The sequence below is a fragment of the Mesorhizobium sp. M0408 genome (assembly GCF_040321495.1).
Taxonomy (GTDB): Bacteria; Pseudomonadota; Alphaproteobacteria; order Rhizobiales; family Rhizobiaceae; genus Mesorhizobium.
Genome location: NZ_JAMYRO010000008.1, coordinates 178849 through 192146 on the forward strand (window position 1 = coordinate 178849; position 13298 = coordinate 192146).

The 13298-nt window shown below is 60.7% G+C and carries 12 protein-coding genes; 3 read left to right on the forward strand and 9 right to left on the reverse strand.

Annotation, left to right across the window (positions count from 1 at the left end; all coding sequences use genetic code 11):
- Positions 1-43: 43 nt before the first annotated feature.
- From NKI67_RS12170 to NKI67_RS12195, 6 genes are all read right to left on the reverse strand, one after another.
- Positions 44-1123 (reverse strand): glycosyltransferase, encoded by a 1080-nt coding sequence (locus NKI67_RS12170; protein WP_023676313.1) that lies wholly within the window; start codon positions 1121-1123, stop codon positions 44-46.
- A 31-nt stretch (positions 1124-1154) separates the two neighbouring features.
- Complete coding sequence (locus NKI67_RS12175) at positions 1155-2486, reverse strand: UDP-glucose dehydrogenase family protein (protein WP_023676312.1); 1332 nt, start codon at positions 2484-2486, stop codon at positions 1155-1157.
- Positions 2487-2571: 85 nt separating this feature from the next.
- Positions 2572-3438: an endo-1,3-1,4-beta-glycanase ExoK gene (gene exoK, locus NKI67_RS12180; protein WP_023676311.1), complete on the reverse strand. Its 867-nt coding sequence runs from the start codon at positions 3436-3438 to the stop codon at positions 2572-2574.
- Between the two features lie 132 nt (positions 3439-3570).
- The gene (locus NKI67_RS12185) at positions 3571-3972 is read right to left on the reverse strand and encodes a hypothetical protein (RefSeq protein WP_023676310.1); all 402 of its coding nucleotides are present in this window, start codon (positions 3970-3972) and stop codon (positions 3571-3573) included.
- 270 nt (positions 3973-4242) lie between these two features.
- Positions 4243-5265, reverse strand: coding sequence for a glycosyltransferase family 2 protein (locus NKI67_RS12190; RefSeq protein WP_023676309.1), 1023 nt, complete (start codon positions 5263-5265; stop codon positions 4243-4245).
- Positions 5266-5720: 455 nt separating this feature from the next.
- Complete coding sequence (locus NKI67_RS12195; protein WP_245274682.1) at positions 5721-6050, reverse strand: exopolysaccharide production repressor protein; 330 nt, start codon at positions 6048-6050, stop codon at positions 5721-5723.
- A 549-nt stretch (positions 6051-6599) separates the two neighbouring features.
- On the opposite strand from NKI67_RS12195, the gene NKI67_RS12200 reads away from it, so the two are divergent.
- Positions 6600-7277, forward strand: coding sequence for a sugar transferase (locus NKI67_RS12200; protein ID WP_023676307.1), 678 nt, complete (start codon positions 6600-6602; stop codon positions 7275-7277).
- A gap of 207 nt (positions 7278-7484) precedes the next feature.
- Positions 7485-8696 (forward strand): polysaccharide biosynthesis/export family protein, encoded by a 1212-nt coding sequence (locus NKI67_RS12205; protein ID WP_084641075.1) that lies wholly within the window; start codon positions 7485-7487, stop codon positions 8694-8696.
- A 124-nt stretch (positions 8697-8820) separates the two neighbouring features.
- On the opposite strand, the gene NKI67_RS12210 is transcribed toward NKI67_RS12205, so the two are convergent.
- Positions 8821-10092 carry an O-antigen ligase family protein gene (locus tag NKI67_RS12210; RefSeq protein ID WP_023676305.1) on the reverse strand — a complete coding sequence of 424 codons (1272 nt, stop codon included), beginning with the start codon at positions 10090-10092 and terminating at the stop codon, positions 8821-8823.
- A gap of 328 nt (positions 10093-10420) precedes the next feature.
- On the opposite strand from NKI67_RS12210, the gene NKI67_RS12215 reads away from it, so the two are divergent.
- Positions 10421-11173, forward strand: a complete 753-nt coding sequence (locus NKI67_RS12215; RefSeq protein WP_023676304.1) for an SDR family NAD(P)-dependent oxidoreductase — start codon at positions 10421-10423, stop codon at positions 11171-11173.
- A 41-nt stretch (positions 11174-11214) separates the two neighbouring features.
- On the opposite strand, the gene NKI67_RS12220 is transcribed toward NKI67_RS12215, so the two are convergent.
- Positions 11215-11796, reverse strand: coding sequence for a DUF1349 domain-containing protein (locus tag NKI67_RS12220; RefSeq protein WP_023676303.1), 582 nt, complete (start codon positions 11794-11796; stop codon positions 11215-11217).
- Between the two features lie 37 nt (positions 11797-11833).
- A complete protein-coding gene (locus NKI67_RS12225) occupies positions 11834-13270 on the reverse strand; it encodes an aldehyde dehydrogenase family protein (protein WP_031211677.1) in 1437 nt (478 codons plus the stop codon).
- Positions 13271-13298 lie beyond the last annotated feature (28 nt).

Genomic DNA, 13298 nt, shown 5'->3' on the forward strand with positions numbered 1-13298 from the left:
GAGCCGGCTTTTGGGCAACGTGCATGGTTTTGGACGAAATGCATCAGGCGGCACGCTCCAGCGCGCCTTGCCTGGCGTTGTCGAGAACGCGGAGGAAGGTCGCGAACTGGCTGTCGGGGTTCATTTGCGGCCGCTCCGAAAACAGCTGCGCCGCCGCCGACAGCCGATCGTACTCGGCCTTGTCGCTCCATAGTCGCCTGACCGCGGCGACCCAGTCGTCGAGCGGTGCGTCATAGTCGAGCACCACGCCGCCGGCGCCAATCGCTTCCGGCAGGCCGCCGCGACGGGACCCGACGACTGGAATGCCGCTGCAATGGGCCTCGGATGCCACCCGCCCCCAAGCTTCTTCCCATTTGCTGGGCGCCAGCAGGATCTTGGTGCGGCCATAGACGGTCTTCATGTCGCTGGTGCGGCTTTCCAGCCTGACGTTGCGCAGCGGCGCGATGATCCGTTCGATCTGCGCCCGGTGGTCGTCGTCGAGCTTCCAGCTTTCGACGAACAGGAACGGAATTTCGGGGCATTGGCCGGCGATGCGCACGGCGAGTTCGAACCCTTTTTCATTGTAAGGATTGATCAGCGTGACGAATTCACCGGTGGTCGGCGTGCTGTAGAGCCCGGGATTGATGGTCGGCGGGATCACGGTCGAATCGATGCCGAACCTTTCCTTATAGGTGCGCGCAGTGAATTCGGAGTTGGCGATATAAAGCGCCGAATGCAATTCGCGCAGGTCGCCGGCCAGTTCGTGGAATTCGACGTTCCGCAGATAGACCACCAGCGGCACGCCGAGCGCCTGCAGCGCCTTTCCGATCGGCACCGATTTGTGGCACTGCACGACGGCGACATCGGGATCGAGCCGTTCGACCGCGAAGCGCGCCGCCTCCCAGGGAAACCATGCCCGCACGACCGGATAGCCGGGATAGCTGTCGATGACCGCTCGCTGGCGAAGCAGCTTCATCTTGGCGCGCGCCTTGAAGCCGAACATGCCGTCACCGAACAGCGCCGCCAGAACCGAGGCGTCATGACCGTGCTCGCGCAGCTGCTCGACCAGATGATGCGTGCTCGACTGAACGCCACCGCTGAACTGCGGCGTGTAGCCGTTGCCGCCCGCAAACAGAACTTTCATGGACCTGGCTCCTTGCTGGACCGCCCTAGCGTCACGCCGCCATTCTGCCGATGCTGTGGTATTCGATGCCGTGGCGGGCGATGACCTTGGGGTCGTAGAGATTGCGTCCGTCGAAGATGACGGGCGTGGTCAGCGCGTTCTTCAGCGCATCGAAAGACGGCGCGCTGAAGCTTTTCCACTCGGTCACGATCAAGAGCGCATCGGCGCCTCGCAGCGCGGCCTCCTTGGTGCCGCACAGTTGCAGGTCGTCGCGCAGCCCGTAGATCGCCTGGCATTCCTGCATCGCCTCCGGATCATAGGCCTGCACATTGGCACCAGCGGCCCAGAGCGCTTCCATCAGCGTGCGGGCCGGGGCCTCGCGCATGTCGTCGGTATTGGGTTTGAAGGCCAAGCCCCACAGCGCAAATGTCTTGCCTTTGAGATTGCCCTTGAAATAGCGGTCCACCTTCTCGAACAGGACCGACTTCTGCTGGTTGTTGCGCTCCTCGACGGCACGCAGCAGCTTGGCGTCGAACTTGACGGCCTCGGCAGTCTTGATCAGGGCACGCACATCCTTCGGGAAGCACGAGCCGCCATAGCCGAGGCCCGGATAGATGAAGTGGTAGCCGATCCGCGGGTCGCTGCCGATGCCCTTGCGGACCTCCTCGATGTCGGCGCCCAGTTGCTCGGCCAGGTTGGCCATTTCATTCATGAAGCTGATCTTGGTCGCCAGCATGCAATTGGCCGCGTATTTGGTGAACTCGGCACTGCGCACATCCATCACGATCATCTTTTCGTGGTTGCGGTTGAACGGCGCGTAGAGCTCGCGCATCACCGCCTCGGTGTCCTCGTTGCTGGTGCCGACGATGATCCGGTCGGGCTTCATGCAGTCGCTCACAGCGGACCCTTCCTTGAGGAATTCCGGATTGGAGGCGACGTCGAAAGCCAGATCCTCGCGCCCGCGCGCCTTCAGCGTTGCGGCGATCCTGGCCTTTATCCTTTCGCAGGTGCCGACGGGCACGGTCGACTTGCCGACGACGATCTTGGGCTCGTCCATCTCACGACCGATGGCCTCGGCGACGGCCAGCACATATTTGAGGTCGGCCGAACCATCCTCGCCCGGCGGCGTGCCGACGGCGATCATCTGGATCTGGCCATGCTTGATCGCCGCGGCGGCGTCGGTGGTGAACTTGATGCGGCCGGCGGCATGGTTCTCCTTGACCATGCTTTCGAGCCCAGGCTCGAAGATCGGGACATGACCCTGGTTGAGCCGCTCGACCTTTTTTGCATCGATGTCGACGCAGACCACCTGATGGCCGACTTCGGCAAGCACCGCCGCCTGTACAAGACCGACATAGCCGATTCCAAAGACAGTCAAATTCATTCGGTTTCATTCCTGTTCAGTGTTTCGGGCCTGTTCGAGCTTCGGTTTTCCGACCACCTTCGGCCCGGCCGGTTCAGATGCGCTTCTAGTTTGTGTTGCATGCCAGCGATTCGGGGAATTGGCAGGGCTGGCCAAGTGCGGTGAATGCAACGCGATCCACCTGCATGGTGAGCTTGCGGCCGGGATCGGAGAACGGCCCCATCCAGCCCTTCATTGTATCGCTGCCCCAAAGGCTGAAATAGATCCTTTGCGAATGGGTGGGCAGCTTCGCCGGATCGGTGATCTCGTGGACAAGCTTGCCGTTGACGTACCAGCGCAGCCGGTCCTTTTCCCAGACGAAGGCGTAGTCGTTGAAGGCCTTGTCGGTGCCGCCAGCGACGTCGACCAGTTTCTCGTTCTTGCCTTTGCCGGCTATGTAGGCGTTGACCTGAACCTTGGACGTGTCCTTGGTCAGCACCTCGAAGTCGATTTCATCATGCGGCTGCTTGTCGGCATCGCCGACGAAGCTGAAGAATGCCGCGTTGACGCCGGAGCCCGTGTCGGTCTTCATCCGCGCCTCGTAAGTGCCGTAGCCGAAGCGCTGCTTGGTCTGGATCTCGGCGCAGGCGAATTCGCGATCCTTCAGCTTGCGCTTCTCGAAACCGAGCGTCAGCATGCCGTCGGAAAGCCCGATCAGGCTTTTGGACCAGGTGCAGTTCTGATGCTTGCCGTTCGTCCAGCCGTCGGAAATGTACCAGCGCGCGCGACTGAGGCTGGTGAAATCATCGACAAAGGACGGCGCGGTTGGGAGATCCTGGGCGCGCACGGGGACCAGGCCCGCAACCATGCTGCCGAGAACGACCAGCAGAAACGCGCCGTCTGAACGGAGCCGCCGCAGCTTGCCTGGGATCGGGCGCGTGAACGGGGTGCCTCGGGTTGCCGGGGCGGGCGTGCTTTTAGGATCTGCGTTCATATCAAACTCACCTTGTGCTGTGCGCCCCCAAAGCGATCGTTCGAACCGTGACGAAACAACCTGATCTTGACCTCTGTCGCTCCCAAGCTCCGTGTTGTGCCTAAAACCATTGCGCCGACTCGGGGTGTTCGCTCAGCCTGTGCCGGAATCGGCGGGCTTCACAAAATCGGTCCTTATGTCGGGGCCGTTCTGCCGATTCTCATCGAAGATTTCATCCAGCGAATGACGGAGATCCTTCATCATCTGCTTCTGGCGCGAGAGCGCCGCGATGCGTCGCTCGCAATTCAGGATCGACCTGGTCAGTTCGCCGACTTCGGAGGACTTGCGGGAGGAGACCGCTCCGTTCTCCATGGCCTCGACCAGGAAGGCGGCATTGGTAGCCGTTGTCCTGTAGCGGTTCTCAAGCCCGTTCTTCTCTGCCTCGACCTCGGCCGAGATCTGGTCCAGCAGCTTTGCCAAGCGATCGAGGCGCGAGGTGTCGGTCTGCGTGTCGCGCGCCGGATCTCTCGATCGGAAGCGAAAGATCGAGGCCATGCAGTCAGCGCCCCATCATCGTCGAGCTGGTGACCGGCCTTGGCGCCCGTCCGCGTTCAAAAGACATTTCTTGCATCGTCCAGCTCCTCTGACAGGGGGATATCTTGGGCCAGTTCGGTTGGCCGTCCAAAATTGCTGCACCGCAACATAGATTGCCATTCCCTGCGCGGATAGGCAACCACCTAGATCGTAAACTCATGAATCTCGTTGAAACCGTCCGAGCCGACCGAAGGGTAAGGGAGTAGCTACCGCCGTCGCACGTTGACGGGCCTAGCTTTCGCTGGCCGTGCTGGTTCCGGCCATGAGGAAGCGCAGCGGCGGCACATGCTGACGCTTCGCGGCGAGGCCGGCGCGGCGAAACAGCGCATCCAGCTTATCGGAGGCGACGCCGCGGACGACGGCTGTGAGGTTGGACGAGCCGGCCAAGGCGTAGGCCGCGGCCGGCGCCAGCCCGCGCTCAGCCTTCACGTCTAAAAACTTCCGCAACCGGTATTTGTCGCGGATGTGCCGCTCGTGCCTTCTCAGCGCAGCCTTCGATGCCTCCGGCAAACTGTCGATCGCAAGCAGTGCCAGGTCGGCATCGGCCAGATGCTTCAGGTCCTGGGTCTTGTGCCGTCCGCTCAGCGAATCGGCGCGCACGATCGCGCCGTAGCCACAGGATTTGATGACCTTGAAGCGCGCGCCATGGGCAACCGCGCGCGCATAGAGTTCATAGTCTTCACCCAGGCGCAGCTTCTCGTCGTAGCGCAGCCCATGCCGATCGAGAAAGGCGCGGCTGATCACTGGCTTGAGGAAGCCCAGTTCCCCGCGTTGCACACGGCGCCTGGAGATGTTGGCGTCGATGAAACCCTCGAAATCGAGGAATTCCGGCTCGGGCGAGAACGGTGGAGCAACGATTTTCGAAACGTCGGTTGCCGCGTCATCCCTGACAAGCATGATATTGTCTGCGGCGAAATCCCAATCGGTGCTGGCGAACAGTCTGTGAAACCTGCCTTCGAAAAAGAAATCATCAGCGTCCAGAATGCTGATGAACGGCGACCTGGAACCGGCTATCGCGGCGTTGCGTGCAAAGGATGGGCCGCGATTGACGTCGAAGCGGATGACGGAAAGGCGGCCCGTGCCGTCGCCGGCCGCGTGGGCGACTTTCGCGGTATCGTCGGTGGACGCGTCGTCGACGACGACAACTTCCGCAACCTCAGGCTCGCGTAATGCCGATGCAATGGCAGCCGGGATTGTCCGCGCCGCATTGCGGGCGGCGATGATCACGCAGACCTGGAATGATGTCATGGACATGCCTCTCGATTGCAGAAGTCGTTGCGGATTTCCTCGCCCCGTCCGCTCAATGCCCCACCGCCCATTCTGAAATGCATCGGCCCAAACGCCTATGCTGCAAGTGCGAAGCAAGCATCGCCAAAATCATCGGCGCCGTCCAGTTTTTCATTTTGCTGGGTGTCATGGCCCGGTTGGGCAGGCGGCGAGCCTCAATCGGGATGGCTCCAGAAATGCGCCGCTTTGGCAGAGCCGTTCCTACACGCTCTATAGAGCGCTCGACTGGCAGAAACCAGTTGCTGATCCTCGCCGACCGGACGGCGGCGGGGCGGAGCGAGCGCGTCGAGGCCCGCAGTGTCAAGGAATTGAAAGAACAGGAATGCCGACTGCCGGTGTTGTTGAGGCGAGCAATTCGTCAGAGGACCGGCGAGCTTAACCACAGGTCATATGGACATCGCAGACCGCGGCCAGGCCCGAAATCAGTGAAGGCCTCTCCTGGCGCTGAGTTTCTCGCCTTCGGCCGCTTCGTTCGAACTCAGCTTTCGTTCAGCGTCGCGAATTTTGTCGGCCGGGGTCGGGGCATTTCTGGCGACCATGGCAAAGACCAGCAGAAAATAACCCAGTTGGATGACTATGGCACAGCCGATGACGCGAAACAGCGTCGTACCGAGCGAGGCGCCGCCCAAATAGGACCAGACGATCACGATCGCCAGCGCAAAACACATTCCGATAATGAACTTTGGCAGTGACATACCCGATAGCCCATCAACCGGCTCGGGAAAAAATGTCGACAAGCCCACCCCGAGCACCTCCCTTAAACTCTGCGAGCTTATTTAGGTTGCCCGCGTCTGGCCGGTTGCTTCCGGCCTAGCCCAATCTGTCCATAGTCCGACAGAAACAATTTACAACTCTATTGAGCCGCGCAATAGGCGGCAAGGGCAGCTGCGGAATAAATTTTAAACGAATCCTCGGGATCGACTCTGCCATGGTGCAACGCACACGTCGGCATCACCACTGATTGCCGGATATCGACTCGCTCCAGTATGATTCATAATATTGAATAGTATTTTATCATAACATCAGTCATTATCTTGAAATTCTAAATGACGGCAAAGCTCCACAGGAGGGTATAAAGAGCGATTCGCCTAAAATCAGCCCAAAAATTGGACTAGCTTTTCCAAAATTGCCCATAATCTGTCTCTTTTGCGACATAAATGGGAAATTTTGTGCAGGACGAGTTTATTATTTAGTCAGTTCATGACGCGACTATTACAGCCGTCTGAGAAATTGTGTGTTGCGCTGCAACATTTTTTTGGTATCGTGCGGTAAACCATCCGTTCAACGTATGGAGTTTACGCATGAGGGACGTAGCCAAGCCGGCCGATGCGGATTTTTCGCAGGCCGGCGTCGATTTTCCGCCACCGATTGGCGGCCTGCTCAAACGCAGCTTCGATATTGTCGGTTCGCTGATCGGCCTGGTCGCTCTCAGCCCGCTGTTCGTAATGATAGCGCTGCTTGTCAGGTTTTCCGATGGCGGGCCGATTTTCTATGGTCACAGCCGAATCGGCCGCGGAGGACGGATTTTTCCGTGCCTCAAGTTCCGCACCATGGTTCCAGACGGCGAGCGGGTGCTTGCTGCCTATCTCGCCGCGAATCCGGAGGCCAACGCCGAATGGATAGCGACCCGCAAGTTGAAGAACGACCCGCGGATCACGCGCGTCGGAGCGGTGCTGAGGAAGCTCAGCCTCGATGAGTTGCCGCAGATCATCAACATCCTGCAGGGGGATATGAGCCTGGTCGGGCCTCGTCCCGTGGTGCGCGATGAGCTGGAGATATATGGCAATTCGGCCGTCTATTACCTGAAATCGCGCCCCGGCCTCACCGGGCTTTGGCAGGTCAGCGGACGCAACGATGTTTCGTATGACAGCCGCGTCGCATTCGACAGGCACTATGTCGAGAACTGGTCGATGTTCGAAGACATTCGCATCATCATCAAGACCGTACCTGCGGTCTGGATGTCGCGAGGCTGCTACTGACGGCCGCTTGCTGGCCGTGCATCGAGGAGCGACTGTCCAGAATTCGGGCCCAGAACTCAGGCCCCTAACTCAGGCATCGGCAGCTCATCGGGCGGGGCAAACCAGATCGGAAACGCTCAGTTGAAAGCAGATATAATCGATATCTTTTGCACCGGCATTCTCTCCAGACGCATGCGGCGAGTACGGCTTTTGACGACTTGCCTTACAATGGCGACCGGCCTGACGCTGTCGCTAGCCCTGCCACAGTTTGCCTTCGCCGACGACTATCGCCTAGGAGCACAGGACAAGCTGACCATCCGCGTGGCGGAATGGCAGACCGTCGAAGGCACGTTCCGTGACTGGTCGGCCATCAATGGAGAATACACGGTCGGCCCCGCTGGAACCTTGTCGGTTCCCTTCGTCGGCGAGATGCCCGCATCCGGCAAGACGACTTCGGAGATCGCGGCATCGCTCGGTGAGGCGCTGCAGCGCAAGCTCGCTCTGGCCGACAAGCCGGAGGCTTCCGTCGAAATGGCGCAGTACCGGCCATTCTACATCTCTGGCGAGGTGCAATCGCCCGGCCAGTATCCTTGTGTGCCTGGGTTGTCCGTGCTGAAAGCGATGAGCATTGCCGGCGGAGCCCGGCGGAACCCGGAGAGCGGACAGCGCTACGACCGCGACCTGATCAATGCCAAGGGCAATTTCGACGTACTACAAGACCAATTGGTCAGGCTGACCGTCAAGCGCGCCCGCATCGAAGCGGAACTAGCGGACAAGCCGACATTCGCGGTGCCGAAAGAGGTGGCCGACGATCCGAAGCTGCCCAGCATCGTTGCCGATGAGACGGCGATCCTGGCGGCCGACCAGAAGAAACTCAAGCTGCGCTTGCAGGCGCTCGACGATTTGAAGGCACTGCTGCAAAGCGAGATCGATTCGCTGCAGAAAAAGATCGTCAACCAGCAGAAGCAGGTTGATCTGGCGAAGGAGCAGCTCAACGGCATCGGCTCGCTGGCGCAAAAGGGGCTGGTCGTCAACACGCGGGTTTTGAACTCGCAGCAAACCATCGCCGACCTCGAGGGCCAGATCCTGGATTACGAAACGGCGATTCTCACGGCCAAGCAGTCGATCAGCAAGGCCACCCAGGACGCCATCGATCTCGAGAACACCCAGAACTCCAGCCTCGCGACCGACCGGCAACAGACGGAAGCCGATCTCAACGAGGTGACGCTGAAGCTGAATATGGAAAAGGCCTTGATGTCCGAAGCCTTGTCGGGCAGCCCCATGCCGCAATTCTACGGCAACAACGAACCAGCGGCCTTGTCATTTTCCCTGGTGCGGGTGGTCGACGGCAAGACCAGCGAAATCACCGCCGATGAAGACACGCCGGTGCTGCCAGGGGACGTGATCAAGGTCAAACCGGCGCCCATGGCCATCCAGTAGCTTCTTTCCACCGGAGCAAAGCACCAACCCCGCAGGCAGCGGTCTGCGGGGGGTTTTTGCGTTTGGGATCTTATGGGTCAGAAAACAAGGCGGCCTTCGGGCAACGAACCGCCTGCCGCCCGCTCTAGCCTCGCACGGCGTCCGGTTCCTCGAGATGGTTCACGGCGCTCCACCGGGAAGGAGCGACGGCCGGCACCCTCACCAGCTTGAAGTAGCTGTAGTACAGCAGGAACGATCCCATGATGTAGGGATTGAGGGTCTCGACCTCGACGAAGGATCGGATGAACAGAAGCACCATGACGCCGGCAAGAATCACGGAGTCGGCTTGCCATGTCCTGAATATCAGCGCCGAGACGTGACCCCAGAGCGTGCGCAGGATGATCAGCGAAAGCAGTGTCGCGCCGACGAAGCCGAGTTCCACCAAGGTCTCGATGTAGGTGTTGTGGAAGTGGAAGCCGCTTCGCGCGGCGATATAGAATTCGTTCCACAGCCGCTCGGCCTCGGAGAAGCCCTGCACCCAATAAGCCGCGTAGCCGACGCCGAGGATGGGCGATTGCTGCGCGGCATTCCAGCCCTGTTGCCAGAGGTAGGTTCGTCCGGTGAGCGTCGAATCCTTGCCGAAAAGGCCAAGGACAAAGTCCATCAGCCCGAGATTCAGCGCAATCACGGTGCAGGCGACCAGCCCGCCCGCACCGATTATGAAAATCACCCGGCGATGGCGGAGCGAAAGCAGCTTGCCGATGGAAAGCAGGGCGACCAGAGCGAGAACCGCCGGGGTCGACGCCATCGAAGTGGCCGAATGCGACACGACCAGCAGATAGCCCGACAGAAGGACGATCGGTACAATCAACAAAAAGCTTATGCGTCCGCGCCTGAGAAAGGCGAGGTAGACAACGCAGAAATAAATGCCGAGCGATGCGACAAAGCCGATCTGGTTCTTGGAGCTGAAAGCGCCGACGAAATTGTATGTCCCGTCGAGAACGTCGTAGGAATAACTTGCGACCTTGAGCGAGTAGAGCAGAACGACGAAAATCCCGATCAGGGCGCCTATGGTCAAGGTCCGGACGCTGACGGTGCGCGCGGCAATGTAGGCGCAGGCGATATGGGAGCAATATTGGACGGCCGTTCTTGCCGTGGTGCCGGGAGCCGCCGACCAGAACACCGAGAAGCAGACATAGGTTGCAAAGGCCAGCGGAAGCCAGGCGCTGGAAGCGTGCCTTAATATCTTGCGGTAGTCGACCAGGATGAGCGGTAGCCAGACCGCATAATAAGCCAGGATCATGGCCTGGCCGAAAATGGTCGAGTAGGAGAACGCCCAGATCGAGACGGCAACGGCAAAGCTGCCATAGACCGTGTTCTTGTCCGGATCGATCAACAGAGATTTTGGAATCTTCATCTCGATAGCGGTTTTCCGTCCTTGCAGCTCAATGCCGATTTCATGGGCCGCTCGTGGGCCGATTCGTCGGATCGATGGGAGCCTCGCCTGCAGGCGCTCGCATTGTGCAGTGCAATATAACCCATCCGGCGCCGCCTGTCACCCGGATGCCAACCGGGCGCGTCGTTCCAGCCGTTCTCTCCATACCGGGCGAGACGATTTGGCCAGAAGGCAGTGCCGTACAATTGACCGGTGCTGGCCCATCATAAGCTGTTCTGAGGTTGCAAGTCCGCGCTTGAACTTGTCCGCCGTTGACTTCACATTCGCCGCCCATTGGGAGGAAGACCACATGCCGATGAGTTTCGCGGGACGATTTGCCGGACGATCTGCTGTTATCACCGGCGGCGCCTCAGGCATCGGCCTGGCCGTCGCGCAAAGGATCACTGACGAAGGCGGGCGTGTTTCGGTCTGGGATCGCGATGCCGCCCAGATCGAGCAGGCCAAGGCCATTGTTCCAGGCCTGCACAGCGTCACCTTAGACGTCGCCGACCCCATAGCGGTCGAAGCCGCCGCCGGAGAGACGATCGAAGCGCTTGGCGCGGTCGATGTCCTTGTCACCAGTGCTGCCATCACCGGGCCGAACATGACGACCTGGGAGTATTCGGTGGAGGATTGGCGCCGGGTCACCGACATCAACATCAACGGCGTCTTCTTCTGCAACAAGGCGCTGGTCCCGCATATGCTCGAACGCAATTACGGCAGGATCATCAACATCGCCTCGATTGCCGGCAAGGAAGGTAACCCGAACGCCTCGGCCTACAGCACCTCCAAGGCGGCGGTGATCGGCATGACCAAATCGCTCGGCAAGGAACTGGCCAAGACCAAAGTAACGGTGAACTGCGTCACGCCGGCGGCCGTGCGCACCGCGATCTTCCAGCAGATGAGCCAGCAACACATCGACTTCATGCTGTCCAAAATACCGATGGCGCGGTTCGGCGAGGTCGAGGAGGTGGCGGCGCTGATTTGCTGGATCGCGTCCGAGGAATGCTCGTTCACGACGGCGGCCGTCTTCGACGTCTCCGGCGGCCGGGCGACCTACTGAGGCGGGGCCGGACGCAAACCGCCCGACCGGATCGCGGCGCCTCAGTCGTGAAGCTCCCGCGAGATCGGCGGGCCGATCGAAAAATCGCTGAATGTCACTTCGAAGCCCTCGCGCTGCGGCGAACAGCACATCATGCCGACATCGACCGTTTTCGACGGCGGGAAATAGGCAAGCCGCACCGGTTTCCAGTGCTTGTCAGATGCGTCGCGATACTGGACGCGGATCGTCTCGGCATGGCGGGTCATGCGGATCCTGACCCCGTCCGGATCGGCCGGAATGCTGGCCAGCGACCAGTCGGAGGCATCGTTGGTGACGACGACGGAAAAATACATCAGCCCGTCGGTGTATTCGATGCCGGCCTTGATCCAGTGCGTCTCGCTCAGGCGGACCATAAGCCCGGCCTGATCGTAAAGCACCTCATAGTGCCCCTTGACCGTGACTTCGGCGCTGAAATCGCCCTCGACCTCACGATAGAGGAAATGGCCATTGTCGCGCCAGAAGCCGTAGAACGTCTCGCGCCAGAAGTCGGTCTCCTCACCGGTCCGTACATGCACCGTATTGTTGCCGAAGGCGTGGTGCGGCGGCGGATTGAGCCAGGTCAGGTCCGTATTCTCAGATGCCATCGACTTGCTCGCTGCCTGGCTGGTCTGCCGCCTTTTCTTAGCCGGCAAACGTGTAAGCGGTCTTCACCGTGGTGTAGAACTCTGCGGCATAGCGGCCCTGCTCGCGCGGGCCGTAGCTCGATCCCTTGCGCCCGCCGAAAGGCACGTGGAAGTCGACGCCGGCCGTCGGCAGATTGACCATGACCATGCCGGCTTCCGAATTGCGCTTGAAGTGCGTGGCATGCTTGAGGCTCGAGGTGCAGATGCCGGACGTCAGCCCGAACGGCGTGTCGTTGGCCACCGCCAGCGCCTCGTCATAATCCTTGACGCGGATGACGTTGGCGACCGGGCCGAAAATCTCCTCGCGCGAGATGCGCATGGCGTTGGTGGTTTCGGTGAACAGCGCAGGCTGCAAATAGAAGCCGCGGGTTTCGCGATCGAGCCGCTCGCCGCCGAAGGCGAGATCGGCACCTTCCTGACGTCCGATGGCGATATAGTCCTCGTCCTGTTTGAGCTGGCTCTGGTCGACAACCGGCCCGATCTGGGTCTTCGCATCGAGAGCGTCGCCGACGATCAGCTTGGCCATGCGGTCCTTGAGCACCTCGACGAAGCGGTCGTGGATGCCGTCCGTCACCACCAGCCGGGACGACGCCGTGCAGCGCTGGCCGGTCGAGAAGTAGGCACCGTTGATGGCGCAGTCGACGGCGACGGCAAGGTCGGCATCGTCGAGCACCACAAGCGGGTTCTTGCCGCCCATTTCGAGCTGGAACTTGCGCATGTGCTCGACGCTGGCGGCGGCGACGCGCTTGCCGGTGCCGACCGAGCCGGTGAAGGTGATGGCGTTGAGGTCAGGACTGTCGAGCATGGCCTGGCCGACCACCGAACCTTTGCCCATCACCAGGTTGAGCACACCCTTGGGCAGCCCGGCGCGGTGCAGGATGTCGACAATGGTCCAGGCGCTCTCCGGAACGAGTTCCGCCGGCTTGAAGACGATGGTGTTGCCGTAGGCCAGCGCCGGAGCGATTTTCCAAGCCGGAATGGCGATCGGGAAATTCCACGGCGTGATGATGCCGACGACGCCGACCGCTTCGCGGGTGATCTCGACGCCGACGCCGGGCCGCACGCTTGGCACCAGCTCGCCCGACAGGCGCAACGCCTCGCCGGCGAAAAAATCGAATATCTGGGCGGCCCGCACAGTCTCGCCGATGCCCTCGACCAGTGTCTTGCCTTCTTCGCGCGCCAACGCCCGGCCTATTTCATCTTTCCGCGCGGTGATCTCGTCCGACGTCTTCCTCAGCACCGCATGGCGTGCCAGCAGGCCCGATCGGGACCATGCCGGAAATGCCGCTTTCGCCGCGGCGATGGCCTGCCGAGCATGCTCCGCGCCCCCCGATGCATATTCGCCGACCACGTCGTCGAGATTGGACGGGTTGATGTTGCGGGAGCCGGCATCGCCTACCCACTCGCCATCGATGAGGTTCTTTCGAAACGGGATCATGTTGCTGTCTTCCTTGTCGTCCTTC

Excerpts from the sequence above, each read along its gene's own strand:
- NKI67_RS12210 (WP_023676305.1), bottom strand. The coding sequence starts at position 10,092 with ATGAAGATTCCAAAATCTCTGTTGATCGATCCGGACAAGAACACGGTC.
- NKI67_RS12215 (WP_023676304.1), top strand. The coding sequence starts at position 10,421 with ATGCCGATGAGTTTCGCGGGACGATTTGCCGGACGATCTGCTGTTATC.
- NKI67_RS12175 (WP_023676312.1), bottom strand. The coding sequence starts at position 2,486 with ATGAATTTGACTGTCTTTGGAATCGGCTATGTCGGTCTTGTACAGGCG.
- NKI67_RS12220 (WP_023676303.1), bottom strand. The coding sequence starts at position 11,796 with ATGGCATCTGAGAATACGGACCTGACCTGGCTCAATCCGCCGCCGCAC.
- NKI67_RS12205 (WP_084641075.1), top strand. The coding sequence starts at position 7,485 with ATGGCGACCGGCCTGACGCTGTCGCTAGCCCTGCCACAGTTTGCCTTC.
- exoK (WP_023676311.1), bottom strand. The coding sequence starts at position 3,438 with ATGAACGCAGATCCTAAAAGCACGCCCGCCCCGGCAACCCGAGGCACC.
- NKI67_RS12190 (WP_023676309.1), bottom strand. The coding sequence starts at position 5,265 with ATGTCCATGACATCATTCCAGGTCTGCGTGATCATCGCCGCCCGCAAT.
- NKI67_RS12200 (WP_023676307.1), top strand. The coding sequence starts at position 6,600 with ATGAGGGACGTAGCCAAGCCGGCCGATGCGGATTTTTCGCAGGCCGGC.
- NKI67_RS12170 (WP_023676313.1), bottom strand. The coding sequence starts at position 1,123 with ATGAAAGTTCTGTTTGCGGGCGGCAACGGCTACACGCCGCAGTTCAGC.
- NKI67_RS12185 (WP_023676310.1), bottom strand. The coding sequence starts at position 3,972 with ATGGCCTCGATCTTTCGCTTCCGATCGAGAGATCCGGCGCGCGACACG.